At 69.3% G+C, this 23739-nt stretch carries 23 protein-coding genes and 1 pseudogene; 14 read left to right on the top strand and 10 right to left on the bottom strand.

Translation table 11 applies throughout. The annotated features are described in order from the left end of the window. Nucleotides 1–1019: 1019 nt before the first annotated feature. The 6 genes and pseudogenes from CLV67_RS54920 to CLV67_RS47780 all read right to left on the bottom strand — a co-directional run. Nucleotides 1020–1271, bottom strand: a pseudogene (locus tag CLV67_RS54920) (universal stress protein); the annotation flags it as partial. A gap of 109 nt (nt 1272–1380) precedes the next feature. Beyond that, entirely contained in the window at nt 1381–1803 is a 423-nt protein-coding gene (locus CLV67_RS47760; RefSeq protein WP_106330631.1) for a universal stress protein, read from the bottom strand. A 55-nt stretch (nt 1804–1858) separates the two neighbouring features. Continuing rightward, on the bottom strand, nt 1859–4492 hold the full coding sequence (locus tag CLV67_RS47765) for a cation-translocating P-type ATPase (protein ID WP_106330632.1): 2634 nt from the start codon (nt 4490–4492) through the stop codon (nt 1859–1861). 55 nt (nt 4493–4547) lie between these two features. Beyond that, nucleotides 4548–5537: an Acg family FMN-binding oxidoreductase gene (locus CLV67_RS47770; protein ID WP_106330633.1), complete on the bottom strand. Its 990-nt coding sequence runs from the start codon at nt 5535–5537 to the stop codon at nt 4548–4550. Nucleotides 5538–5584: 47 nt separating this feature from the next. After that, the gene (locus tag CLV67_RS47775; protein ID WP_106330634.1) at nt 5585–7987 is read right to left on the bottom strand and encodes a phosphoketolase family protein; all 2403 of its coding nucleotides are present in this window, start codon (nt 7985–7987) and stop codon (nt 5585–5587) included. A gap of 66 nt (nt 7988–8053) precedes the next feature. Further along, nucleotides 8054–8902: a slipin family protein gene (locus CLV67_RS47780; protein ID WP_106330635.1), complete on the bottom strand. Its 849-nt coding sequence runs from the start codon at nt 8900–8902 to the stop codon at nt 8054–8056. Between the two features lie 570 nt (nt 8903–9472). On the opposite strand from CLV67_RS47780, the gene CLV67_RS47785 reads away from it, so the two are divergent. The 3 genes from CLV67_RS47785 to CLV67_RS47795 all read left to right on the top strand — a co-directional run bounded on the left by CLV67_RS47785 (nt 9473) and on the right by CLV67_RS47795 (nt 11706). Beyond that, nucleotides 9473–9973 carry a hypothetical protein gene (locus CLV67_RS47785; RefSeq protein WP_373873197.1) on the top strand — a complete coding sequence of 167 codons (501 nt, stop codon included), beginning with the start codon at nt 9473–9475 and terminating at the stop codon, nt 9971–9973. A 106-nt stretch (nt 9974–10079) separates the two neighbouring features. Continuing rightward, a complete protein-coding gene (locus CLV67_RS47790) occupies nt 10080–10535 on the top strand; it encodes a universal stress protein (protein ID WP_106330637.1) in 456 nt (151 codons plus the stop codon). A gap of 217 nt (nt 10536–10752) precedes the next feature. Further along, nucleotides 10753–11706 (top strand): DUF389 domain-containing protein, encoded by a 954-nt coding sequence (locus CLV67_RS47795; protein ID WP_106330638.1) that lies wholly within the window; start codon nt 10753–10755, stop codon nt 11704–11706. A gap of 112 nt (nt 11707–11818) precedes the next feature. On the opposite strand, the gene CLV67_RS47800 is transcribed toward CLV67_RS47795, so the two are convergent. Further along, a complete protein-coding gene (locus CLV67_RS47800; protein WP_106330639.1) occupies nt 11819–12331 on the bottom strand; it encodes a flavodoxin family protein in 513 nt (170 codons plus the stop codon). Between the two features lie 712 nt (nt 12332–13043). On the opposite strand from CLV67_RS47800, the gene nhaA reads away from it, so the two are divergent. Beyond that, entirely contained in the window at nt 13044–14375 is a 1332-nt protein-coding gene (gene nhaA / locus CLV67_RS47810) for a Na+/H+ antiporter NhaA (RefSeq protein ID WP_106330678.1), read from the top strand. Further along, the gene (locus tag CLV67_RS52480) at nt 14372–14512 is read left to right on the top strand and encodes a hypothetical protein (RefSeq protein ID WP_170154277.1); all 141 of its coding nucleotides are present in this window, start codon (nt 14372–14374) and stop codon (nt 14510–14512) included. The genes nhaA and CLV67_RS52480 overlap by 4 nt, the downstream gene beginning before the upstream one ends. A gap of 346 nt (nt 14513–14858) precedes the next feature. Here CLV67_RS52480 and CLV67_RS47820 read toward each other — a convergent pair whose 3' ends face one another. Next, nucleotides 14859–16478: a hypothetical protein gene (locus CLV67_RS47820; protein ID WP_146169608.1), complete on the bottom strand. Its 1620-nt coding sequence runs from the start codon at nt 16476–16478 to the stop codon at nt 14859–14861. Between the two features lie 484 nt (nt 16479–16962). Between CLV67_RS47820 and CLV67_RS47825 the strand changes: the two genes are divergently transcribed. The 3 genes from CLV67_RS47825 to CLV67_RS51550 all read left to right on the top strand — a co-directional run bounded on the left by CLV67_RS47825 (nt 16963) and on the right by CLV67_RS51550 (nt 18315). Beyond that, nucleotides 16963–17334, top strand: a complete 372-nt coding sequence (locus CLV67_RS47825) for a hypothetical protein (protein ID WP_146169609.1) — start codon at nt 16963–16965, stop codon at nt 17332–17334. Nucleotides 17335–17398: 64 nt separating this feature from the next. Then, on the top strand, nt 17399–17809 hold the full coding sequence (locus CLV67_RS47830) for a hypothetical protein (RefSeq protein WP_146169610.1): 411 nt from the start codon (nt 17399–17401) through the stop codon (nt 17807–17809). Nucleotides 17810–17868: 59 nt separating this feature from the next. Continuing rightward, entirely contained in the window at nt 17869–18315 is a 447-nt protein-coding gene (locus CLV67_RS51550; RefSeq protein ID WP_146169611.1) for a hypothetical protein, read from the top strand. Nucleotides 18316–18350: 35 nt separating this feature from the next. On the opposite strand, the gene CLV67_RS47840 is transcribed toward CLV67_RS51550, so the two are convergent. Beyond that, entirely contained in the window at nt 18351–18806 is a 456-nt protein-coding gene (locus CLV67_RS47840) for a hypothetical protein (RefSeq protein ID WP_146169612.1), read from the bottom strand. A 301-nt stretch (nt 18807–19107) separates the two neighbouring features. On the opposite strand from CLV67_RS47840, the gene CLV67_RS47845 reads away from it, so the two are divergent. The 6 genes from CLV67_RS47845 to CLV67_RS52485 all read left to right on the top strand — a co-directional run bounded on the left by CLV67_RS47845 (nt 19108) and on the right by CLV67_RS52485 (nt 22753). Beyond that, the gene (locus CLV67_RS47845) at nt 19108–19515 is read left to right on the top strand and encodes an AI-2E family transporter (RefSeq protein ID WP_239166786.1); all 408 of its coding nucleotides are present in this window, start codon (nt 19108–19110) and stop codon (nt 19513–19515) included. 397 nt (nt 19516–19912) lie between these two features. Then, a complete protein-coding gene (locus CLV67_RS51555) occupies nt 19913–20098 on the top strand; it encodes a hypothetical protein (RefSeq protein ID WP_146169613.1) in 186 nt (61 codons plus the stop codon). A gap of 116 nt (nt 20099–20214) precedes the next feature. Then, nucleotides 20215–20607 (top strand): hypothetical protein, encoded by a 393-nt coding sequence (locus tag CLV67_RS47855; protein ID WP_203737601.1) that lies wholly within the window; start codon nt 20215–20217, stop codon nt 20605–20607. A gap of 34 nt (nt 20608–20641) precedes the next feature. Then, a complete protein-coding gene (locus CLV67_RS47860; protein ID WP_170154278.1) occupies nt 20642–21928 on the top strand; it encodes a cation:proton antiporter in 1287 nt (428 codons plus the stop codon). Continuing rightward, nucleotides 21891–22592, top strand: a complete 702-nt coding sequence (locus CLV67_RS47865) for a substrate-binding domain-containing protein (RefSeq protein ID WP_275414950.1) — start codon at nt 21891–21893, stop codon at nt 22590–22592. Before CLV67_RS47860 ends, CLV67_RS47865 begins: the two co-directional genes overlap by 38 nt. After that, the gene (locus CLV67_RS52485) at nt 22589–22753 is read left to right on the top strand and encodes a hypothetical protein (protein ID WP_170154279.1); all 165 of its coding nucleotides are present in this window, start codon (nt 22589–22591) and stop codon (nt 22751–22753) included. Before CLV67_RS47865 ends, CLV67_RS52485 begins: the two co-directional genes overlap by 4 nt. Nucleotides 22754–22989: 236 nt before the next feature. On the opposite strand, the gene CLV67_RS47870 is transcribed toward CLV67_RS52485, so the two are convergent. Beyond that, the gene (locus CLV67_RS47870; RefSeq protein WP_106330649.1) at nt 22990–23691 is read right to left on the bottom strand and encodes a 4a-hydroxytetrahydrobiopterin dehydratase; all 702 of its coding nucleotides are present in this window, start codon (nt 23689–23691) and stop codon (nt 22990–22992) included. Between the last annotated feature and the right edge of the window lie 48 nt (nt 23692–23739).

Consider the following 23739-nt stretch of genomic DNA (forward strand, 5'->3'; position numbering starts at 1 on the left):
CCCACTTGCAGGCTTTCGAGGGTCGGGACGAAGGCCAGCATCCCGAGTCTCTGCTGGAAATCAAGCCGGTGAGCTGGACTCCGAGTCGCCGGTAGACCCCGGCTCTGTCCGTGGGGTCTTCAAGTCGGTTGGCTTTAGGGCCCACCCGGTCGGTGAGTTCCGGTTCCCGGCGCAGGAAGTCGACCGCCACGATGTGCCGCTGCATTGCTGGCGGTCCGGGATTCCTCTGCCGGAAGGGTTCGAAAAGGTGGACGTGACCGGCTCAGGAGCCCGAGCCTCAGAGAGCCGCCTGGTACCAGCCGTTGCGGTGCCTATCCGTCGCGGTACTTCCAGTACAGCAGGAGACATCGATAACCCGTCTAGACACCTTTTACGGTCAGGGTCTGAGGCTGGGTGGGGATAGCCATGTCCCGGACCGCCTGATCTGATCGCCCAGCCGTGGCCGGTGAACCCTTCCCCAGGCCGCCTGATCGCCCAGCCGTGCCCGGCTAACCCTTCCCCGGGTTGTTGATCGCCCAGCCGTGGCCGGTGAACCCTTCCCCAGGCCGCCTGATCGCCCAGCCGTGCCCGGCGAATCCTTTACCGGGCCGGAGGCAGCGATATCCCGGAGCCCGGCTCCGAAAACGGCCCTAGTTGATCGTCCAGCACCGGGTCGCGGCGGTAACCGACCCCGCGAGCCCGGAGACCACGACGGTGACGCCAGGCCATCAGCCGGCCGAGCGCCATCACGGCTCAGACGGATGCGGCTGACGGGCCGGGAACCTCGACCGCGAAAGCTCTTTAGCCACGACGCCGAGTCCCCGCGCCGCTGGCCGATGTACTTGTCGGCAGCATGGTTGGCGAGGGGCCTCGCCGCCATAGGCGAACACCGCGCCGAGTCGCTCCAGGCTCAGGGCAAAGTCAGCGCAGGTGGGGAAGCCATCGGCAAGGCGTCGTCCGGATGAGGGCGTACGTGTTCGCCCCCCTGGGCCGCCGCATCGACGAAGTCGCTCGTGAGGTTGTCCCGTTTCAAGTCGGCGTCAAACGGTGGCCCGCGACGACCGCACGACGGCTACAGGGCAGTTGGCGTGGTGGAGCACGGTCTGGGTGACGGATCCGAGGAGCAGTCCGGCGAAGCTGCCACGCCCCCGGTCGCCGGTCACCAGGAGTTGAGCGTGCTGTGATTGTTCGATCAGCACCGCTGCGGGCCGGCCGCGAACTGCTTCGTGCTGAAAAGGCACCTCAGGATATTGCTGCCCCCAGCCTGCCAGCGATTCGCTCAGGACGCGGTGTTCCTCAGCCTCTAGGTCGCCCGGATCGGATAGTGGCCTTCGACGACATGGGCGAGCACCGTGACGGGGTGCGTCATCTGAGCGGTGACCTCCGCGATGCGGTGGCGGATCATCGCACGATGGCGACGGGGCAAGCGGCGTGATGCAGGACGGTGTGACTGACCGATCCGAGGCGCCGGCCGGGCAGCTGAGCATGTCCGCGGGCGCCGAGGACGACGAGTCGGGCGGGCCGGCCGGCGTCGACGATGGCGTCGGAGGGGCGGCCCGTGGCCAGTTCCCGGTGCATCGTGACGTTGGGGTACTTGCGGGACCAGTCCTGCACGGCGTCGGCCAGAAGTTGGGCGTGTGCGGCGTTTTCAGGCCCGGTGTCGTACTGCAGCAGCAACGCGGGGTTGCTCAGATGGAGCCGGTCCCACGCGTGAAGTGCCCGCAGGGTGGCGCCGCGCAGGGCTGCCTCGTGGAAGGCGAAGCCGATTGGGGCATCGTCGGAGGCGGAACCGTCCACACCGACGAGGATCGGTGGGCCGACCATGGCTGCCTCCTGTGTTCTGTTCACGAAACACGGCCGGGTCGGCCGTGTTTCGTGGTCATGGTGCGGGTGCCGGGCGTTCGGTGGTGTGCAGGCGGCGGTCGAGGCGGATCGCGGCGTAGCCGAGGCTCGCGACGGCGGTGACGATGAGCAGGTCGGTGATGGCCAGCGACTGGGTGCCGAGCAGGGATTGCAGGGGCGGCAGGTAGATACCGGCGAGTTGCAGGGCAAGCGCGGCGGCGACGGCGGCGAGCAGCATCGGGTTCGCCCGAGTGCCGGGCCAGGCCCGCGAGCCCAGTGCGACGGCCAGTTGGGTGACGCCGAGTGCGAGAAAGACGAGGGTCTGCCACGGGCGGTCGGTGGCGTGCGCCCAGACGCCGACACCGACGGTGACTGCGGCGATGACCACGCCGACACGCAGGATGCGCTGCCACAGACCAGCGCCGAGGATCGTCTCGGACGGCGGCCGCGGAGGCTTGTCCATGACATCCCGGTCGACGGGTTCGCTGCCCAGAGCCAGGCCTGGCAGGCCGTGGGTGATCAAGTTGATCCAGAGGATCTGCGCGGGCAGCAGCGGCAGTGCCAAGCCGACGAACGGGCCGGTGAGCATCACAGCGATCTCGGCAGCGCCGCCGGACAGGGCGTAGAGCAGGAAGCGGCGGATGTTGGCATAGACGCGGCGACCTTCCTCGGCGGCGGCGACAACAGTGGCAAGTTCGTCGTCGGCCAGTACCAAGTCGGCGGCCTGCCGGGCGACTTCGGTGCCGCGTCTGCCCATGGCGACGCCGATGTCGGCGCGGTGCAGGGCGGGTCCGTCGTTGACGCCGTCGCCGGTCATCGCGACGACTTGCCCGGCCGTACGCAGGGCGTCGATGATGGCGACCTTCTGCTGCGGGGTCGCCCGGGCGAAAACCCGCGCGCCATCTCCGGCACGTGCGCCGGGTTCGGCGGTACGGCAGTCGACCACCTCGTCACCGGCGCCGATGATGCCGAGCTCGACGGCGATCGCACCGGCGGTGGCCGGGTGATCGCCGGTGATCAGCACCGGGGTGATACCCGCGCGCTGACATGCGGCGATGGTTGCGGCGGCTGACTCCCGGGGTGGGTCGAGGATCGCGACGAGGCCGAGCAGGCTCAGACCCTGCTCCGGGACGCTGGAATCAATGGACGGCGGGTGGTCGGCCTGGGCCACGGCTAGGACCCGGTAACCGTCGCTGGCCAGGGCGTCCGCGCGAGCCGCAGCCATTTCGATCAGCTCTGGCGGGTCTGCGAGAACCGCCGGTTGCAGGACGGCTTCGGGTGCGCCCTTGCAGACGATCCGTGTCGCGCCACCGGGAAGCTGGTGGATGGTCGACATCCGCTTGCGGACGCTGTCGAACGGTTCCTCACCGATGCGGGGGATCTGGGCTTGCAGGGTCTCGCGTTCGATGCCGAGCTTCGCGGCGGCGGTGAGCAGGGCGACCTCAGTGGGGTCACCGACCGGCAGCCAGTCCGGGTTGTCGCCATCAGGCGCACGCAGGGACCCGTCATTGCACAGCACCGCCGCGCGCAGCAGCTGCGACAGGTCGGGGACGTCACCGTCGGTTACCACGGTGTCGCCGCGGCGGATGTCGCCGTGTGGTGCGTAGCCGGATCCTTCGACTTCGGCATCGCCGGTGGGGGTCCATAGGTGTCTCAGGACCATCTGGCCTTCGGTGAGGGTGCCGGTCTTGTCGGTGGCCAGGACGGTGACCGAGCCGAGGGTCTCCACGGCGGGCAGGCGCCGGATGACGGCGTTGCGGGCGGTCATGCGGCGGGCGCCGAGCGCGAGGCTGAGCGTGACGACAGCGGGCAGTGACTCGGGGACGGCGGCGACGACGAGGGTGATCGCGGTGACGATCATCAGCTGTAGCGGCTGGCCGCGGAACACGCCGAGGGCCAGGACGACGGCGCACAGCACGAGGGCGGCAGCGGCGAGGAGCCGGCCGACCCCGGCCAGGCGGCGTTGCAGGGGGGTCATGGCAGGGGCGGTCGTCATCATCGCGGCGATGCGGCCCATGGCGCTGGCCGCGCCGGTGGCGGTGATGATGGCCTGCCCGCGCCCGCGAACGACCACCGTTCCCGCGGACACGTCTGCTGTCGACCCGTCCGGGCCGGCTGACTTGTCGACCGGCGCCGACTCGCCGGTCAGCGCCGCTTCGTCGATCAGCAGGGCGCTGGCCTCGACGACGTGGCCGTCGGCGGGAACGATGTCGCCTTCGGCAAGAACAAGTAGATCGCCGACGACCAGGTCGGCGGCGGGTACTTCACGTTGCCCGCCGTCGCGTACCACCCGGGCGGCGGGTGCGGTCAGCGCGGACAGTGCGGAGATCGCCCGTTCGGCTTTGACCTCTTGGATCACCCCGACCGTGGTGTTGACGACGATGACGAACAGGATGACCGACGCGTCGGTGTAGTCGGCGGTGGCGAGCGTGAAGCCAGCGGCGGCGAGAAGGACCAGGACGAGCGGGTCGCGCAGTTGGGACGCGATGCGGCGCCACAGCGGCGGCGGGCGCCTGGCCGGCAGCACGTTGCCGCCGTCACGGGCCAGCCGGTCCGCAGCCTCAGCCGAGGAGAGTCCGTCGACGGTTCCCGCCGATAGCGGCGGTTCGTCGATGGCGGTGCTGTTCCCGCCCGACCGGCGGGGGCGTACGGGGTCGGTGATCGGAGTCATCCCGCGTTCGCCGCCCGCCTGTACCGGTCGGCGGGCCGGGACGGTCCTTGCGGTGTCACGGCTGCACGGCGATCTGCTCGGCCGGCAGGCGAGGTGTGCGTGACGGGTCTGAGGCAGTGGCGTCGAGTACCCCGAACCTCAGGACGAGGTAAGGATGGCCGGGTCCGGGCAGCAGGTGTTTGACGATCTCACGGGTGGCACCGACCTCGATGGTGGAGCTGAGCGGCTGTACGGAGAGGCCGGATTCGGTGGCCTTTAGACACACCGCGGACAGTGCCTCGCCTGCGCGTAACCAGTCGAGGTCGCTGTCGCCGGGGCCGTAGAGGATCGCGAAGGCCGCGGTCCGGTCTTGAGTGTCCGCGACAGCCATGTCGCCGCAGCGGCCGGAGTTGCGTCCGGGCACCGTGGCGGTCGACGCCTCGGGGAGGACGGCCGTATCGGGGGTGCCGGTCCGAGGGGAACCGGTGCCACCCCAGTCCCGCAGTTCTGCCTGCCACGCCTGGTTGCCGGATTCTATGCGCCGGGCATCGTCCGTTGCGGAGGCCAGGTCGAAGATTTGGCGGGGACGCAGTAGGTGCAGCAGCGTCTGCTGCGACTCGGCAGCGGCGGCGATCGGCCGCAGAGTGTCCGCGTCGACCGCGATGCCGCTCGGCCCCCGGCGGTCGGTGTGCCGTAATGCGATGGTCTGTAGGTGCCGGATCGCTGTCGGCTCGACAGTGACCCGGTCATTGACACGGACGGTCGCGAGGTGACCCGCCTTGGCCCGGTCGGGCAGGCGGGTCACGGTGGTGTGCCGGCCGTCCGCGGCCAGGCTGATCAGGGCGTGGTGCAGTGCGGCACCGCAGCTCAGGATCGCCAGGCGGCGATCCAGGTCGGTGCCGGCCGGGGTACGGCTGCCGTCGACGGACAGGTCGAGGCGATTGCCGTGCGCTCGCCACCGCCACGGTCGAGTGTCGTGGATCGACGGGGCGTGGCTCGCCGCTGTGGTGGCGTTCGTCAGCGCCCGGTTGACGGCCTCGGCGTCGACGGTCTGAGTGGAAGTCATGGTGGATCTCCTCGTGCGGTTCTGTGCGTCAAACTGGTGGTGCCGGGTTATGCCGTGGTCCAGGTCCAGTCGCGGATCTCGGGAAGGTCTTCGCCGGTGCGGCGTACGTAGGCGCGGTGCTCGGCGCGTCTGTCGACCATCTGCTGGCGCAGCACTGCGGCTTTGCGGCCGAGGCCGGGTACCCGGTCGATGACGTCCATGACGAGGTGGAACCGGTCCATGTCGTTGACGACGAGCATGTCGAACGGCGTCGTCGTGGTGCCTTCCTCCTTGTATCCGCGCACGTGCAGGTTGTGGTGGTTGGTGCGCCGGTAGGTCAGGCGGTGGATCAGCCACGGGTAGCCGTGGTACGCCATGACGATCGGCCGGTCGGTGGTGAAGATGGCGTCGAACTCGGGATCCGGCAGGCCATGCGGATGTTCGGAGACCGGTTGCAGGCGCATCAGGTCGACGACGTTGACCACCCGCACCTTGAGGCCGGGCAGGTGCCGGCGCAGCAGGTCGGTCGCGGCAAGAACCTCCATGGTCGGTACGTCACCGGCAGCGGCCAGCACGACGTCGGGGTCGCCGTCGTCGTTGCTCGCCCAGTCCCAGATGCCCAGGCCACGGGCGCAGTGCAGGACGGCGTCGTCCATGTCGAGCCACGTCGGTGCGGGTTGCTTGCCTGCGACGATGACGTTGACGTAGTCGCGGCTGCGCAGGCAGTGGTCGGCCACCGACAGCAGGGTGTTGGCGTCAGGCGGCAGGTAGACCCGGACGACCTCGGCCTTCTTGTTGACGACGTGGTCGATGAAACCGGGGTCCTGGTGGGAGGTGCCGTTGTGATCCTGGCGCCACACGTGCGAGGTGAGCAGGTAGTTCAGCGACGGAACGGGTTTACGCCAGCCAAGGTGCCGTGTCGTCTTCAACCACTTGGCGTGCTGGTTGAACATCGAGTCGACGATGTGGATGAACGCCTCGTAGCAGGAGAACAGGCCGTGCCGGCCGGTCAGCAGGTATCCCTCGAGCCAGCCCTGACAGGTGGTCTCGGACAGGATCTCCATGACCCGGCCGTGCCGGTCCAGGTGCTGATCCACCTCGTCGACGCGGGCCTGCCACGCCTTGCCGGTGGTGTCCAGGACCGCGCCGAGCCGGTTCGACTCGGTCTCGTCCGGACCGACCAGCCGGAAGTTGCGGTAGGCGACGTTCGCCGCCATCACGTCACGCAGCCAGCCACCCAGCACCCGCGTCGCCTCCGCGGTCTCGCCGGCCTTGACCGCGTAGTCACGGAAGGCGGGCAACTCCAGATCACGGGGATACCGGCCGCCGTTGGTGTGCGGGTTCGCCGACATGCGCAGGTCACCGCGCGGCAGCCAGTCGACGATCCAGGACTGCGGGGCACCGCCGTCGTCGAACAGCTCTTCGGGCCGGTACGAGGTCATCCAGGTATGCAGGGCGTCGAGATGTGCGGCGTCGTCGCGGGCAGCGGTCAGCGGCACCTGGTGGGCCCGCCAGGTCCCCTCCACCTGCAGACCGTCGACAACCTTCGGGCCGGTCCAGCCCTTCGGGGTACGCAGCACGATCATCGGCCAGCGCGGACGGTCGGTGACACCCTCCTCGCGGGCGGTCCGCTGGATCTCGGTGATCTCATCGAACACCGTGTCGAGGGTGGCGGCGAGCAGCTGGTGGACGGTGTCCGGGTCGTCGCCGGCAACCAGGTAGGGCCGGTGGCCGTACCCCTCCAGAAGTGCTTTGAGTTCGTCGTCGCCGATGCGCGCCAGGACCGTCGGGTTGGCGATCTTGTATCCGTTGAGGTGCAGGATCGGCAGGACCGCGCCGTCGCTGACAGGGTCGAGGAACTTGTTGGAGTGCCACGACGCGGCGAGGGGGCCGGTCTCGGCCTCGCCGTCGCCGATCACGCAGGCGACGACCAGGCCGGGGTTGTCCAGGGCAGCGCCGTAGGCGTGTGACAGAGAGTATCCGAGTTCGCCGCCCTCGTGGATCGACCCGGGGGTCTCCGGAGCGACGTGGGACGGGACGCCGCCGGGGAACGAGAACTGGGTGAAGAGCCGCTGCATGCCGGTGAGGTCCTGCGAGATCCGCGGGTAGATCTCGGAGTAGGTACCTTCCAGCCAGGTGTTCGCGACCAGACCGGGACCACCGTGGCCCGGTCCGGTCACGTAGATGACCTCGCGGCCGCGGGCCGCGATGATCCGCGACAGGTGGGCGTAGAGCAGGTTCAGGCCGGGAGTGGTGCCCCAGTGCCCGAGCAACCGCGGCTTGACCTGAGCCGGTTGCAGCGGTTCCCGTAACAACGGGTTGCCCATCAGATAGATCTGTCCGACGGACAGATAGTTCGCGGCCCGCCAGTACGCGTCGATCCGGCGGAGCTCATCAGCGCTCAGTGGCTCACCCACCGCAGTGGAGAGGGGGCGGGTGTCGTCCGAGAGTGTGGTGCGGGTCGTTGTCATCGGGAACCCGCCGCCTTCCTACTGGTGCCGGCATAGAACGGCACGGCCGGATTGTGTGCACGAATCTCAGGGGGTTGTCGGCGCCAGCGGGGTGCCGTTGACCATCGGTGCGGCGCCTCGGCCGGACGGGGACGGAGCGGCCGCGGACGCGGCGTTGTTCTCTCGGGCCAGGAAGGTGCCGAGTTCGCCGATGGTGCTCATCAGCGGGGCGGGGAACACGACGGTGCTGTTCTTGTCGACACCCAGCTCGACCAGGGTCTGCAGGTTGCGCAGCTGCAATGCGAGGGGGTGGGCCATCATGATGTCCGCGGCGGTGCCGAGCGCGTCGGCGGCCAGGGCCTCACCTTCGGCAGCGATGATCTTCGCGCGCTTCTCCCGCTCGGCCTCGGCCTGCCGCGCCATGGCCCGTTTCATACTCTCGGGCAGCTGGATGTCCTTGAGTTCGACCAGGGTGACCTGCACTCCCCAGTCCTCGGTGGCGACGTCCAGGATGGTCTTGATGTCAATGTTGATCCGGTCGGTCTCGGACAGGGTCTCGTCGAGGGTGTGCTGGCCGACGACCTTGCGCAGGGTGGTCTGGGCGATCTGGTTGATCGCGGCGCCGACGTTCTCGATCGCGACGACGGACTTCTCGGCGTCGACGATCCGGTAGTAGGCGACGGCCGACACGTCGACGCTGACGTTGTCGCGAGTGATGATGCCCTGCGACTGGATCGGCATGGTGACGATCCGCAGGCTCACCCGGTTCAGGACGTCGACGAACGGGATGATCACGGTGAGGCCGGCCTTGCGGACGGCGATGACCTTGCCGAGCCGGAACAGGACTCCCTGCTCGTACTGCTTGACGACCTTCACGGCGAGGAACGCCAGAGCGAGCAGCACCAGGACGATGAGAGCGATCCACAGGGACCACATGAGGAGATCCTGACTTCGGCCGCAGCCGGATATTCGTACCCGAGAACAGTTGGCGTAGCGAGCGCACCTGATCGCTGCGGCGGGCGAAGAAACCCAGGACACCCACAGCGGTTCAAATACCAGTCCGCCGGGGTCCGGGGCGACGCCTTGACCCTACCCCTGATCGCGCCATCCGGCAGCGGCCACCAGTCGGCTCGCGCTGCAGGCTCGGCGAAATGCGCGTACGGTCGAACTGTCGCCCGGGACCCCGGTGGCCGTTGAGCCTGCCGTCGCCGTCGACAATCTCCCGCCCTTGGCGGATCTTGCTGTGGTTGACGCGTCCTCGACCGGTCTCGAAATCTGCAAATAGCACGGTCTCCCACCGCGAGCAGGTGCTGCCGCTGTCCGATCGATCCGTGGCGCGCTGAACGCTTTGCGGAACATGCGTCATGAACAACGTGAAGGAATGTGAGTGCGATGGTCCACATCGCCAACGATCACGAATCCTCCCCCGTGACCGCCTCCGAACCGCCGAAACAGCGCACACGTCACCATTCCGGTGACGCCGCCGTCGCAGGCACGGCGCCTTCGGTGAACGGGCGTACGGGCACTGCTGTCCCGTACCTGCTGGCCGGCATCAGACTCACGCTGGGCTGGGTCTTCCTGTGGGCTTTCCTGGACAAGCTGTTCGGTCTCGGCCGCGGCACTCCCGCCGCCAACGCCTGGCTGGACGGCGGCAGCCCCACCGCGGGGTTCCTCGGCAAAGCCGCCACCGGTCCGTTCGCAGGCCTCTACCACTCGATGGCCGGCAACGCCGTCGTCGACGTGTTGTTCATGATGGCGCTTCTCGGCATCGGCACCGCGCTGATCCTCGGCATCGGCATGCGTATCGCCGCAGCCGCGGGCGCACTGCTGACCGTCCTGATGTGGACCGCCGTACTGCCGCCGGCCACCAACCCGTTCATGGACGACCACCTCATCTACGCCGCCGTCCTCATTCTGCTGGCCCTGCTCGGCGCCGGAAACACCTGGGGCCTCGGCCGCCGGTGGACGGCGACCCCGCTCGTGCGACGCAACACCTGGCTCACGTAGAACCACGAGGCGTGCGCGATCCGGCCACCGGACCGCGCCGTCACCTCAGCGGTCCCGTCCTCACACCCGCCGGTTCGAAGCGGGTTCCTCACCTCAGGAGATCGCCATGATCGACCAGGAACAGGTACCGGACCGTCGCATCATTGTGGGTGTCGACAATTCCGCCGGCTCAGCCGAAGCGCTGCGCTGGGCACTCGCCTACGCCCGGCTGACCGGTGCCACTGTCGAGGCCGTCTCCGCCTGGCAGGTGCCTCCCATGTACGTCTACGCCTACGGCTGGACACCCATAGGCATCGACGACGCCGGCATCGTCAGGTACGCCGAGAAGACTCTGGCGGAGACCGTGGCACAGGTGCAGGGTGAGGACGAGCACCCTGTGCCCGTCACCACCTGGGTCATGGAGGGCCCTGCAGCGCAGGTTCTGCTGAACGCAGGCAAGGGCGCGGAACTGATGGTCCTCGGCAGTCGTGGCCACGGCGCCTTCTCCGGGATGTTGCTCGGCTCGGTCAGCCAGCACTGCGTCCAGCACGCCACCTGCCCCACGGTCGTCATCCCGAAATAGATCCGCTCATACCGGCGAGATGTGGAACTCCAACTCACTGACCGCCTGGCTCCTCGCCAGCAGGGGCAACCGGATGGAAACCATCGGCCCACCCGCCCACGGCCGCGCACCCGGATGGCACGCCGGCCTGACCATGGCAGCCCGACGCCGCAGTCAGCCCGTATCGCGGGAGGCGGCCGTAGACTCTCCCGAGCTGTGAAGATCGTGAGGGGCGTCCATGCTGCATGTTCGGGTCATCGCGCCGCCATCGGTGAGCGCACGCGTGCAGCAACTACTGGCGGACGACGGCGCCGTCACCCACCTCGTCGTGCTCCCCGGTGCGGCGACGTCCCCGGCAGGTGACGTGGTGGAGTGCGATGTCGTCCGGGAGGGCGCCAGTCACGTGCTCGACTGCCTGCGTGGTCTGGGCGTCGACCGCGACGGTGCCATCATCGTCGAGAACGTCGACGCCACGATGTCCGCCTCCGCCGACCGGGCCGCCCGCCACACTCCTGGGCTCGGTGTCGATGCGGTGGTGTGGAACGAGATCGAGCAGCAGACCGGCGAGGAGACGGCCCTGTCGGCCTCGTTCCTGACCTTCATGAGCGTGGCCACGGTCATCGCGGCTGTCGGGGTCCTGCTGGACCAGCCCATCCTCATCGTCGGGTCGATGGTTGTCGGCCCCGAGTTCGGGCCTCTCGCCGCACTCTGTATCGGTCTGGTGCAACGCAAGTTCGCGCTGGTCCGCCGGTCCGCGGTGGCGCTGGTGGTCGGCTTTCCGATCGGCATGCTCGTCACCGTCATCGCGGTGTGGCTGCTCACCGCAGCCGGGCTGGTGGACAAGTCGATGCTGCTGGCCGACCGGCCGCTGACCGAATTCATCTGGCGACCCGACGCCCTGTCCTGGGTGATCGGGTTCCTCGGCGGCATCGCCGGCATCCTGTCGCTGACCTCTGCCAAGGCCGGCACCCTGGTCGGTGTGCTGATCTCGGTCACCACGGTGCCCGCCGCGGCCAACGCCGCCGTCGCCCTGGCCTACGGGGTGAGTAACGAGGCGTACGGGTCAGCGGTGCAACTGGCCGTCAACCTCGCCTCGATCGTCATCGGGGGTGTGCTGACCCTGCTGGTCCAGCATCTGGCCTGGAAACGGCCGCGCCGCACCGCGAATCACGCCGGAGCTCAAGGCCGATAAAGCCCATCGATGTCAGAGTGGGGCATCGGGCCGGGAACTGACGGCGCAGAGGTGCGTCATGCCGTACCAGCATGCCGGGACGACATTGCCGCGCCGATCTACCCCACCCTCGTCACATAGGCAGCACAGGGCACATGGTGTCGGCCAGCGTGCCGCCCCACCGGCGGGCCCGATCGAACTCGCCGTCGACAAGGGGTCCAGTGATTCCCACCAGATGGAAGGACTGCGCGGCAGCCACCATGCTGCAACCCAGCACCCGTAACCGCCGGTCCGCCATCCGGGCGGCGGACCCGGGCAAGGAGGGCTTGTCCAAGTTTGTGTCGAACGCCGCGGCACGCACCTGCGGCAGCCAGGGTGAGCAGCCGAGATACTCGCGGAGCCCGACCTCGCGAACACGTAACTCGGCCATGCCGTGCCAAGTCGCGACCGCGCGGGTCCGGTAGGGGCCCACGCTGAATGCGTGCGCCGGAGCGCCGACCACGAGCAGATCCGTGTCGCCGACCACCGGCATGGCGCGTACGTCGGCGACGGTCACCTCGAAGCCGATTGCCAGACCTTCGGCGACGGCGCGGGCGATCGCCTCCGTGTTGCCGTGCATCGATTCGTACACGACGAATGCTTTCATGGCAGTCTCCTCACGGCGTCGGACACTTCTCGAAGACCTGCCGCAGGTAAAAGACGAACCGCAGCGACTCGCCGCGCACGTTACGGCCGAAGATCAGCCCGGTCGCGCCGACCGGCATGGATTCCGGTGCCTTCTCGAGCATACGCTCGTCGCTGGTTTGGGCACCGTCGCAGAACGGCACCATGGCGCCGTTCATGGCACGGAACACCACTCTGATGTGTCCGACTGGGCCTGCGCCCAGCCGTACCGCCACCTCACCGAGTACGACGGGCCGGACCTTCGTTTTTCGGGGCCCTTCCCCATGTTGATAGACCCGCGCCCGGCTCACCCCGTAGGGCCGAACGTCCCTGCCCACCCCGGTGGTCGGAGGACCGTTCGCCGATCTGTCCATCTACAAACCGTCGTCGTGGTCGGCGCCGGCCCGATCGGGCTCGCCGCCGTCGTCAGCGCACGGCTCGACTCACCCGCACACCTCGTCGTGATCGACAAGGCCGACAGCCGGCTGCAGGCGGCGAAGATGTTCGGCGCCGACACACCCGTGCTGGCCGGCGGTTTCCGGCTGCGGCTCCATCCCGCGCCCTCAGCGGCAGCGCCGGGCATCGTGGTGGTCGTCATGTCCGGCGCCCACGGTGTGCCGCCGGTAGGGTTGGCGGTAGGTGCGCCGGGAAGTCTGGTCGGCAACGTCCGACCCGACCCCAGAACCGGAGCAGCCATGACGGCGACATCCCCACGAAGCCCGAGCCTGTTCGACCGCGGGTCGTGGCCAGAGGCCCGCCGAATCGGCGACATCCTCCGTAAAGAGACCATCGGTGGCATCCTGCTGCTGGCCGGCACGGTCATCGCACTGATCTGGGCGAACTCGCCATGGGCCGGCAGTTACGAGGCGCTGCGGGAGTTCACGGTCGGCCCTGCGTCGCTGCATCTGAACCTGTCCCTGGGAACGTGGGCCGCCGACGGCCTGCTCGCCATCTTCTTCTTCGTCGCCGGCCTCGAACTGAAACGCGAGTTCGTTGCAGGCGATCTTCGTGATCCACGCCGGGCGGCGGTTCCGATCGCTGCGGCGATCGGAGGCGTGCTCGTACCCGCCGTGCTGTATCTGGCGATCAACGTCACCGCCGACGGCGGGGCGGCCAAGGGCTGGGCGATCCCGACCGCCACCGACATCGCGTTCGCCTTGGCGGTGCTCGCGGTGATCGGCCGGTTCCTGCCGCACGCCATGCGCACGTTCCTGCTGACCCTGGCCGTGGTCGACGACCTCCTCGCGATTGCCATCATCGCGGTCTTCTACACCTCCGACCTGTCGGTGCCGCCGTTGCTGGCCGCATTGGTGCCGCTGGCGGTGTTCGCGGTGCTGGTTCAGCGCCGGATCCGGTCGTGGTGGCTGCTGTTGCCGCTGGCCTTCGCCGCGTGGACGCTGATGCACGCCTCCGGCGTCCACGCCACCGTCGCCGGTGTCCTGCTGGGCTTCGCCGTACCGGTGTTGCGCAGCCGCAAGGCGGGCGGCCCCGAGGCCGGCCCGGGGCTGGCGGAGCATTTCGAGCACCGGTTCCGGCCGATCTCTGCGGGTGTTGCGGTGCCGGTGTTCGCGTTCATGTCGGCCGGGGTGGCCGTCGGCGGCGTGGACGGGTTGGCTTCGGCGCTGACGGATCCGGTGGCGATCGGCATCATGGTCGGGTTGATCGTCGGCAAGCCGATCGGCATCACCGCCGCGACGTGGCTGGTCACTCGCTTCACCCGGGCGAAGATGGACACCGGTTTCGCCTGGATCGACGTGTTCGGGCTGGCGGTGCTCGCCGGTATCGGGTTCACGGTGTCGTTGCTGATTGGGGAGCTGGCGTTCGGGATCGGCAGTGACCGCGACGACCATGTGAAGGTCGCCGTACTGACCGGCTCACTGGGTGCCGCGCTGCTCGCGGCGGTGGTCCTGCGGCTGCGTAACCGTACCTACCGGCGTATCCACGACGTCGAGAACACCGACGCCGACCGTGACGACATTCCGGACGTCTACCAGCAGCCCACCGTGCCTCGGCCGGAGAACAGGTGAGCATCGCCGAGCCGGGCAGCCTGAAGGTCACGCCGGTGGCCAGCCGTTTCCGCAGAGGCCACAACCGGCGCCGAACGGTGGCGGCTGACGTCAGCGGCATCCGGGACTTCCGGGAGGACGACATCGAGCGGTGCTGACAGCCGTGGGGTCTTTTGCCGCTGGCCAGGATCTTGCCCCACGGGTCGCACCTCACCGAGCCGGTCAACGTGGTGCCGGTGGCCCCGAACTCGCCGACCACGGCGCGGCGTGTACCGGTAGACGGTTACGGACGAGTCGTCAACGAGCTGGTTACGCTCGTCGTACGTGAACGTCTTGGTTCCACCGCCGAGAACGACGAGCGCCACCGTCGACACCGGCGCTGATCTCCCGTCCCACGCACCGGGATCAGGAAACGGCGACCGGCGACCGTCCGTCCTGAGGAAGTCATCCCAGGTGGTGCCCTAGATCAACTGATTACCGTTGTTTCGGTCTGGAAACTACGTCTCAAGGGCCGGGCCGGGTAAGGGCTGACAGGCGGGCGGCGGCCGACGGCGTACCGGCGTGCATCTCGGCGCGCAGCGCCTCGAGTTCGCGGTGCCGGGCCAGCCCGTCGACCAGATGACGGGCCGCGCCGGGAAACCCGGCGTCGGAACGTTCCCGCAGCTCAGCCCAATGGCCGAGGGCTGCCAGCGTGGCATTGACCTGTTCGTCGGCGCCGCCCTGGCCGTCCCGGACCATCGCGGCGGCCAGGGCACGTTGACATTCCTGGTTCAGGTAGACCCGCAGCCGCTCCGCGGGTGGAAGCCGGGCGTGCAGCTGCCGCGCCGTCTCCGGGCGGCCCCGGCGGGTGGCGCTGTCGGCCAGGTCGAGCGTGTCGCCCGGATGGTGCTCGATCAGGGCCTGCCACACCGCGTCCGGCAGCGGCTCGGCCCGCCGTAACCGGCGGGCGTGCTGGTGCAGGTAGTCGGCGGTCAGGAAGCCGGCCGTGACGCCCATCCCGGCACCCATCGGGGTGAGACAGGCGGAGGCGCCGCGCAGAGGGGTGGTGGCGTAGCCGAGAGCGCCGTCCAGCCAATCAGGTGCGGCCGCCGCCTGCTGCACCGGTGTCAGGTAGGCCGGTGCGGCGGCGGCCAGGAAGTCCAGGGTCAGCGGCGTGCGCGCGCCGACCCGCCGGGCGTCCAGCGCGGCTGTGACGATCGCCCGGCCGGCACACTGCCGTGGATCGGCGAGGTCCGGATGCGTCCACCGCCGGATCAGTTCGGGTCCGGCCGCGAGCACCTGGGTGACGCCGGCGTCGGTGCTGTTCAACGCGATCCGCAGCCGCTGGTCGTCGGCGGCCAGCTCCTCCGCCCGGCGGCGTTCGGCGGGGCTGAAGACGGCCGGCACGTCGATGACATGGGCCAGACCCAGAAGTTCCCGCTGCTCGGCGTACGGGTCGGGCTGCCCCGGGATGCGCGGCGCGATCCGGCAGTCGTACTCATCCGGCCACAGTGTCCCGACCGCGATCGCCCCGGCCGCCAGGGCCGAGCGCATCCGCCCGGCCGGCACCGGGCATCGCTGGAGCTCGTCGAGCCACAGCACGGTCCGCGGCCCCGGCGTGCCGTCGCCGTCGCCGTGCGACAGCCACCAGTCCGGCAGGGTCTCCCGTACCGCCTCGAACAGCGCCCGCGTCTTCCCGGTCGACGAGCCCCCGCGCAACAGGACGAATCCGCCCGGCCTCAACATCTCCCGAAGACCGAGATCAAAGTCTCTCTCGATGTACGCCGGAAGCTCGTTCCCGCTCTCCGCGGTCTGGATCGAGGGGTGCACACCGAACCGCCGGGCCACCGCCGTCCGTACCCGGACCGCTCCCACCGGACGATGCAGATGCGCCGCGGCGGCCCGGTCCTGCGCCGCGAGCCACGGCAGTTGCGCCACCTCGTCGAGCCCGCAGGCAGTCAGGAACGCCACGACCGTCGCCCGGACCGGCACGGTCCTACCGGTGAGCAGATCGCCGATGGTGCTCTTCGGCAACGCCCGATGCGCCTTGTTCAGCGCTTTGTACGAGAGGCCGCCGCGCAACGCGTTCAACGCCGTCACCAGCTGTTCGGGAGAGTGCACGTGGTCGGGGTCCGGAGCGGGCACCGGACCACGGTAGGGGTGCCCGCACTCCGCCCGGAATCCCCAGGCCACCGAATTCACCCGGTCCGGGCCGGTCCGGACCGGTGGCCGGACCGGGCAGCCGGCTGCAAACCTCGTGCCATCGACCTCCCGGAAGGACCCGGAATGCACGACTACCTCGAGATCTGCACCGACCTCGTCTCGCTGGCGGCCGGCCTGTTGTCCCTGGCCATAATCCGCCGCCCGGACAAACGGTCCCGGCCACGACGTCCCGCCCGGCGGCCTCGACGCGGGCCGAGGACCTGAGCCCGGATCGTCCTTGGCCCGGCCACCGGCGAAACTGTCAGGACCCGGCCGCCTGGCGGGCGTGAAACGGCGCCGGGGCGGACGCCCTCCAGTGGCCGTGATCAACGCCGTTGGCGGCTGGTGACACTACATCGACGATCGCGCAGGGGCGCGGTCCGCCGGTTTCCTTCAGGTTGGCATCCGGTTGCCGATGCGGTGGCCCGTGACCGAACCACCCAAGTTCTCCCTGCCCCGATGGTTGCCGCTCGTTGCTGCCACCGCCGTGGGCGTCGCTGGGATCGCCGCGGCCGCCGCTGTCGCCTGCCGCAGGCAGCCCGCCACCGTCGTCGAGGACGTGCCCGAACTGCCACCACCGGTTCCGGTGCCGCCCGTGGAGAGCAACAGACCGCCGCGGTCCCGTGGGATCGGGTTCATGATCGTGGCCGTCGTCGCCGCGGTGTGGGCGCTGGTGGTCATCTGCGATGACCTGAACGAGGTGGAGTGCGCGAGGGCCCGCAGCTCCTCCTACAGCGTGGGGTCCGGCCGGCCTCTCGGCGAAGTCCACAGTGTTTCCGGCGACTGTGCCGAGCGTTGATCACCGGCCGGATGCCGGGGATGGTTTCCTTCAGGTTGGCGTCCGGTTGCCGATGCGGTGGCCCGTGACCGAACCGTCCAAGTTCCGCCTGGCCCGATGGGTGCCGTTGGCCGCGGCGGCCGCTGTGGGGGCCGCCGGCCTCGCGGCCGTGGCCGTGGCCCGCCGCCGCGAGCCGGCCGTTGCCGAGGCGCCGCTGACACCGTCACCGCCGCCACCGCGGCCGGGCACGGAGACACCAAGTCCCTTCCGTTTCCGGGCGATCGTCGTGGCGATGGCGCTCGGGGTACTCGCGGTGTGGACGTTCGCGATCCACACCAATGCCATGGCCGAGGTGGCCTGCGTGGAGGCCCGCGAGCACGCCGACTCCTGGGACAACGGCTGGCAGACGGCCTATCGTTACGGCGGTGGCCTCAGCTCCACCATCGAGGCCACCGGCTCCTACGAGGCCGCCACCGCCTGCCCCTACCGTCGCTGAGTGGGGTCTCCCGAAGTGGTTTCCTTCAGGTTGGCGTTCGGTTGCCGATGCGGTGGCCCGTGACCGAACCGTCCAAGCCCTCCCTGCCCCCATGGTTGCCGTTGGCTGCCGCCACCGCCGTGGGGGTCGCCGGTCTCGCGGCGGTGGCCGCCGTCGCCTGCCGCCGCAAGGTCGTCGAGGAGCCCGCACTCCCGCCGCCACCACCGGCGCCGGATTGTCCGCGTCTTATCGAGAGTCTCGTGGGCGTTCTGTCGGCCGAGAAGCCCGCCGCCTCGCGGCAGCCGCCGCCTCGAGTGGCGTCGCCGCTCGCGCCGGTGGACCCGAGTGCCCGGCGGACCTACGTGATCCTGCTGGTGATCGCCGCCGTCGTCGTCTGGGCATGGGTGGTCGGGTACATCGTCCACGCGTCGGCCGGCCCCGCCTACGATCCCCGTCCCGCGTCGACCACCGACTTCGACCCCGGGTACTTAGGCGATCTTCGGGGCATCCCTGTGGACCGTAAGTGAGCCAGGTTCGCGGTAGCCGTGACGGAAGCCTTCCATCATTCACCAGTGGGCAGACGGGCGGGATCGACTCCGTCCACGCCGGTCCAGAACCGCACAGGGTACGCCCATTCCTTCTTGTAGAACTGGCTGGGCATTCGCGTGTTTGCGTCGTCGAACGATACGAACTCTGTCGCATAGCTCGGGTATCCGCCCGCGGGCAGGGCGCCGGCGTAGCCAAGAGCTTCGAGCAGAACTGTCCGCTCCAGCTTGTTCGACTTGAGTTTGCCGATCAGGGCTGCGTTCAGCTCCGTCAACTGTGCGGACTCGGGCAGCGACCGGATCGCGTCAACGATATCTTCCAGCACTGCGCGGCCCCGGTGGACATCGTGGTCATCGTCTGCTCCGTCGAACCGCTCCACCGCGGCGCTGGCCCACGGAAGATTTATCGGCCGCAACCAGAAGGCATCGCTGGCGAGGCACTCGGATGTGACAGCGTCTTCGCTCTCGCGCATACCGCACACCCCACAATTCGTGGGGTGGAAATGCTGCGACGGCACGAAGCCATGCTGGGGCAAGTGCCGCAGGAACGTTAGCCGCGGCCAAACACTCCGCCGACTCTGGTCCCTCGTAACCAGGCTCGCAAGCCACGCCTGCTCGATCGCGCGCCGGTCAGCGGCAGCGGCCACCGCGACCGCTGTTCGGACAAGGTCATCATGATCCACGCTCGCCAATCTAGGCTACTCGGCTCAACGCGCGGGGCCTCATAGTCACGGGAGCCGCTACGGCCGTATCCGGCCAGAATTGCAGTAACCATTGAGAGCGGAACCCGGGGTGTTCCCCGAGGTCTTCTCGTCGGCAGCCGATCCGATCCCGCCGGCTGGGCTGGCCCTGCTCGAGGGTGGCGCCGATCTGATGATCGTCGTGATCGTGGCGTACTCGGTCGTCAACTTCGTCATCCAGTCGATCATCCAGCCGAAGCTCGTGGCCGACGCCGTCAACATCTCCTTGTCGGTCACGTTCCTCTCCCTGGTCTTCTGGACGTTCGTCATCGGCCCCGTCGGCGCGATCCTCGCCGTTCCCCTGACTCTGCTGGGGAAGTCGCTGCTGTTCGACGTCGACCAGGACACGCGCTGGATGTCCGGCCTGCTCGAGGGCGGTTCCGCGCCGCCGGAGGTCGAACCCGAGACATCCCCCGGCGATGCCCCGGCTGCCGCGGGCTGACGGGTGATTGCGTGCTGCGGACCGCAACGGTCCTGGCCGTTGCGCTCGTGCCCGCTGGTGGTCATCCGGGCCGGAGGATGCCGAACCGGCCCGCGACGCCCAGGCTGTGCCGCAGAACCGAAGGGAAGGAAGGTGGCTGGTGATGTCGCTGAAACGGCGAGAGATCGAGATGGAAGTGGCCGCGCGCCGGGCGCTCGCAGCGCTGCTGGAGGCGGGACGGCACTCCCGTGACGGCCTGAACACGGCGGGCACACGGTTGAACCGGCGCGCTGTCGTGGTCGGAGCGGAGGGGCGCCGCCGGGGCGGTGCTGTGTGGCTGGCGCTTCGGGGCAGGACGTCACCACCGCGGCGGCCGGCCGGGATCGTCATCGCCGCTGTGGCAGGGGGTGTCGCAGCCTTGGGTGCACGTAGAGCGATCGTGGCCTGGCGTGCCGCTCACCCGGAGAGCGACGTGGCCGGAAGCGTGCGTCGCGTGCTGCACCTCGAGCAGCCGTCGCCGGCGCCCGATCCGGACGTCGCGACGGACACCATCGTGGCGGTGCCGTCCGGCCACGAGCCCGTCCGGCCGCCCGACAGTCAGTGAACGCGCACCCCGTACCCAATGATGATCTTGGATTGAATTGACGGCGGGCCGAGGTGGCCGCAGATCACGGAGGCACCGGTTGCCGATCGCGGTGATCGTGCGGAGGAGGCGCAGACATGGCTGAGCGGATACCGCCGACGTGGCGCGACGGCCCCAGCCGGCAGGCGATCATCGATTTCGTACGCGGGGCGTGCGGCGAGGACGGATCGGCGGCGGTTCCCGTCGAGGAACGGGTCGCCGTGTTCGACAACGACGCCACCCTGTGGGGCGAGAAACCGATGCCGATCCAGGTCGACTTCATTCTCCGGCGGCTGGCCGAGATGGTGGCGGCGCAACCCGAGCTGAGTGATCGGCAGCGCGACAAACCGACGTTGAGGCTGCTCATACTGCATGACGACGCCGGCCGCGAGTTCGCCTGCACGGCGGGTGCGGAAGAGGCGCTGAAACGCGCCGAGACCCATGGGTGGACCGTGGTCAGCGTCACCAACGACTGGACCACGGTCTTCTGACGGCGGCGATCCTCATCGCCCGACGGGAGGAAACATGGACGCCGCAGCCCTGGCCCTGGTGGCGCTGGTCGTATTCGGCTGGGGGCTGTTCTCGGTCCGGCTCGGCCGGGCGGATCTGAGCGCGCCCATCGTCTTCGTTTCGGTCGGGCTGTTTTTCGCTGAAGCCTCTCACGTCCTGGAGGTGGCGCCCTCACACGAGGCGGTCAAGGTTCTCGCCGAGCTCACCCTGGTGTGGGTGTTGTTCGCCGACGCTTCCCGGGTCGGCCTGCGGGAGCTTCGCGCCGACCTGGGCCTGTACACCCGGCTGCTCGCGATGGGGCTCCCACTCACCATCGTGGCGGGGACGCTGCTGGCCGCGTGGTTCTTCGACGGCCAGAGCGTATGGCTGGTCCTGCTGATCGGAGCCGCGCTGGCGCCGACCGATGCGGCCCTGGGCGCCGCCGTGATGACCGATCCGAAGGTTCCGGAACGTGTGCGGCGTGTCCTGAATGTGGAGAGTGGCCTCAACGACGGCATCGCCACCCCGGTCGTGATGGTCGCGATCGCGGGTGCCGCGGCCGCGGAGAGCTCCTACGGCGCGGGCCTGGGCCCGGCCCTGATCGACCTGGCGATCGGTGTGGCGGACGGGGTCGTGATCGGGCTGGCGGGCGGCGCGGCGATGCGTCAGGCCCGGCGCCGGGGCTGGGCGTCGGAGGACTTCGCCGGGCCGGGTGTGCTGGCGCTCGCGGTGGTCGCGTACACGGCCACACTGTGGCTCGACGGCAACGGATTCGTCGCCGCGTTCGTGGCCGGGCTCGCGTTCGGCCATGCGGCCGGCCGGGGCGGAGTCAGGGAGGTCTTCTACGTCGAGCAGACCGCCGGGCTGGTGTCGTTGCTGACGTGGCTGCTGTTCGGTGCGGTCGCCGTCCCGCTGGTATTGGCCAATGCCGACTGGCAGATCGTCGTCTACGCGGTGCTGAGCCTCACCGTGGTGCGCATGGCACCGGTGGCGCTGGTGCTGCTCGGAACGGGGTTGCCAATGCGGACCGTGGCGTTCATCGGCTGGTTCGGGCCCCGCGGCCTGGCTTCGATCATCTTCGCGTTGATCGCCCTGGAGGATCTGCACGAGGACGCCGATGCCGAGCGAGCGGTGGCGGTGATCGGCATGACCGTCCTGCTGAGCGTCTTCACTCACGGCCTGAGCGCGAAACCACTGGCGAACCGGTACGCCGCCACGCCCGCACCGGACGACCGGCCGCAACTCGAACTACCGGTCCGCGGCCTCCTGCACCGCCACCCGGCCGCTGCGAGGAAGCCTCCAGACGAGGAACACGACCGATGAGCGCACCCCTGGGGCGGGAGCACCCGTCTCGTCGCCCGCGCACCTCGACCGCCTCGCCCGGACCGTGCCGACCGTGGTCATCGGCCGGCACAGCCGCTCGTCGCGCTTCGACAGCGTCACCGACGACGACATCGCCGGAGCCGCCCTGGTCGTGGAGCACCTCGTCGAGCTGGGCCACCGCCGGATCGCGCACATCGAACACCACGAGACCGATCGGGTACGCCTCGCCGAGATGCCCAACGCGCAACGCGCCCACGGCTATCGCGAGGCGATGACCGCCCACGGACTCGAAGCCGAGATGGACATCGTGTCGACCACCTACACCCAGGACGGCGGATACCTGGGCGCCAAACAACTGCTCGACCGCCCCCGTCGGCCCACCGCGATCTTCGCCGGTGCCGACGTCGTCGCGCTCGGAGCGCTGGAGGCGATCGCCGAAGCGGGCTTGTCGGTGCCCGGCGACATCTCCGTGGCCGGCTACGACAACAGCGCCCTCGCCGCGTTCGGCCCGATCTCCCTGACCAGCGTCGACCAGGACGGCCGGCAGATGGGCGCCAACGCCGCCCGCCTCCTGATCGACCGCATCGGCCAGCGCGACCGCCGTACCGCCCAGGTCAAGCTGTCACCCACCCTGGTCGTCCGGCGCACCACCGCAGCCATATGAGCATCACGGTCGAGAACCGGTGGATCACGGTGGACTACCGGCTCGCGCCGATCATGGACTGGACGACCGGCGAACAGGCACCGGCCCAGCCCGGCGAGCGCTTGCACTACCCGGTCGCTTCTGAGGACCTCACCGCGGCTCTCTCCAAGGCAGCGGCGTGAGACATCCGCGTACCGGACTGGGCCATCGGTGGAGCCGGCGCCGGCGCCGAACTCGCCGCCGCGGGGCCGGACTCCTCATGATCCGCGAGGTCGGTGCCCGCCATGGCCACAACGCGATGGTCACCGCACCGGATGCGCTGACGGCCCTGCTCATCGAGGCGCTCGCTACCGGGTAGGCCGCCGACCGGGCGAGGCCATGACGTGCCGACCGTCCCGGAAGAGCCTCTCTGCCCGGTTCAGTCCTTCTTCACAGCGGACGCGTCGACGCAGACGGTTCCTTTGTTGCCGTCCTGGTCGGCGATCACGGTGAGTGAGGGCGCGTTGCTGTCATCGACGACGGTCCCACCCGCGGCGACGGCGGCGGCGATCCGCTGCCCGGCCACCTCAGGCGCCACATAGACCTCGAGGTGGAACCGCTGACCGGAGGCCTCGCCGGCGTCTGAGAACCATAGGTTCGGCACCCGGCCCGTGGCATCGCGGATCTCGTCACCGGGATTCCCGTGGCCCTGGGCCTCGGCGTTCCCGGTCAGCAGGGCGGCCCACACCGGGGCGATGGTGGCGGAGCGCGCCGTGTCGAGGCCGAGCTCGATCACGCTGACCGAGGCGGGGTCGGCGTCAACCCGGTGGTCGGCGGCGATCTCGGTGATCCGTCGTGCGAGGTCGATGTCCTGCCGGGTCACCCATTCGAGGATGTGCTCGGTGCCCTCACCGTCGCGGTAGACGGCATCGTCGGTGCTCAGCTTCAGGTCGACGTACCCCTTGCCGATCGACACGCGCGGGTGGTGCCCCAGCGCGTCGCCCGCCTCGCCCACCGCGGCGACGAATCGTACAGCGGCGCCGAATTCCCCGATCACGTAGCGGGCATGAAGTCCCTGAGCCAGCTTCCGCCAATCGGTGAGGTCGGCCTCGGCGATCTGCTCGCCCATCAGCATGTCCATGGATCGTCACCCTAACCCTGATCCAGCCCGCAGCCCCGGCACTGCGAC

The organism is Actinoplanes italicus, assembly GCF_003001815.1.
Lineage (GTDB): Bacteria > Actinomycetota > Actinomycetes > Mycobacteriales > Micromonosporaceae > Actinoplanes > Actinoplanes italicus.

What these genes read in the sequence shown, in the direction of transcription:
- CLV67_RS47760 (WP_106330631.1), bottom strand. Translation starts at nt 1,803, where the DNA reads ATGGTCGGCCCACCGATCCTCGTCGGTGTGGACGGTTCCGCCTCCGAC.
- CLV67_RS47765 (WP_106330632.1), bottom strand. Translation starts at nt 4,492, where the DNA reads ATGACTCCGATCACCGACCCCGTACGCCCCCGCCGGTCGGGCGGGAAC.
- CLV67_RS47770 (WP_106330633.1), bottom strand. Translation starts at nt 5,537, where the DNA reads ATGACTTCCACTCAGACCGTCGACGCCGAGGCCGTCAACCGGGCGCTG.
- CLV67_RS47775 (WP_106330634.1), bottom strand. Translation starts at nt 7,987, where the DNA reads ATGACAACGACCCGCACCACACTCTCGGACGACACCCGCCCCCTCTCC.
- CLV67_RS47780 (WP_106330635.1), bottom strand. Translation starts at nt 8,902, where the DNA reads ATGTGGTCCCTGTGGATCGCTCTCATCGTCCTGGTGCTGCTCGCTCTG.
- CLV67_RS47790 (WP_106330637.1), top strand. Translation starts at nt 10,080, where the DNA reads ATGATCGACCAGGAACAGGTACCGGACCGTCGCATCATTGTGGGTGTC.
- CLV67_RS47795 (WP_106330638.1), top strand. Translation starts at nt 10,753, where the DNA reads ATGCTGCATGTTCGGGTCATCGCGCCGCCATCGGTGAGCGCACGCGTG.
- CLV67_RS47800 (WP_106330639.1), bottom strand. Translation starts at nt 12,331, where the DNA reads ATGAAAGCATTCGTCGTGTACGAATCGATGCACGGCAACACGGAGGCG.
- nhaA (WP_106330678.1), top strand. Translation starts at nt 13,044, where the DNA reads ATGACGGCGACATCCCCACGAAGCCCGAGCCTGTTCGACCGCGGGTCG.
- CLV67_RS47840 (WP_146169612.1), bottom strand. Translation starts at nt 18,806, where the DNA reads ATGCGCGAGAGCGAAGACGCTGTCACATCCGAGTGCCTCGCCAGCGAT.
- CLV67_RS47855 (WP_203737601.1), top strand. Translation starts at nt 20,215, where the DNA reads ATGGCTGAGCGGATACCGCCGACGTGGCGCGACGGCCCCAGCCGGCAG.
- CLV67_RS47860 (WP_170154278.1), top strand. Translation starts at nt 20,642, where the DNA reads ATGGACGCCGCAGCCCTGGCCCTGGTGGCGCTGGTCGTATTCGGCTGG.
- CLV67_RS52485 (WP_170154279.1), top strand. Translation starts at nt 22,589, where the DNA reads ATGAGCATCACGGTCGAGAACCGGTGGATCACGGTGGACTACCGGCTC.
- CLV67_RS47870 (WP_106330649.1), bottom strand. Translation starts at nt 23,691, where the DNA reads ATGGACATGCTGATGGGCGAGCAGATCGCCGAGGCCGACCTCACCGAT.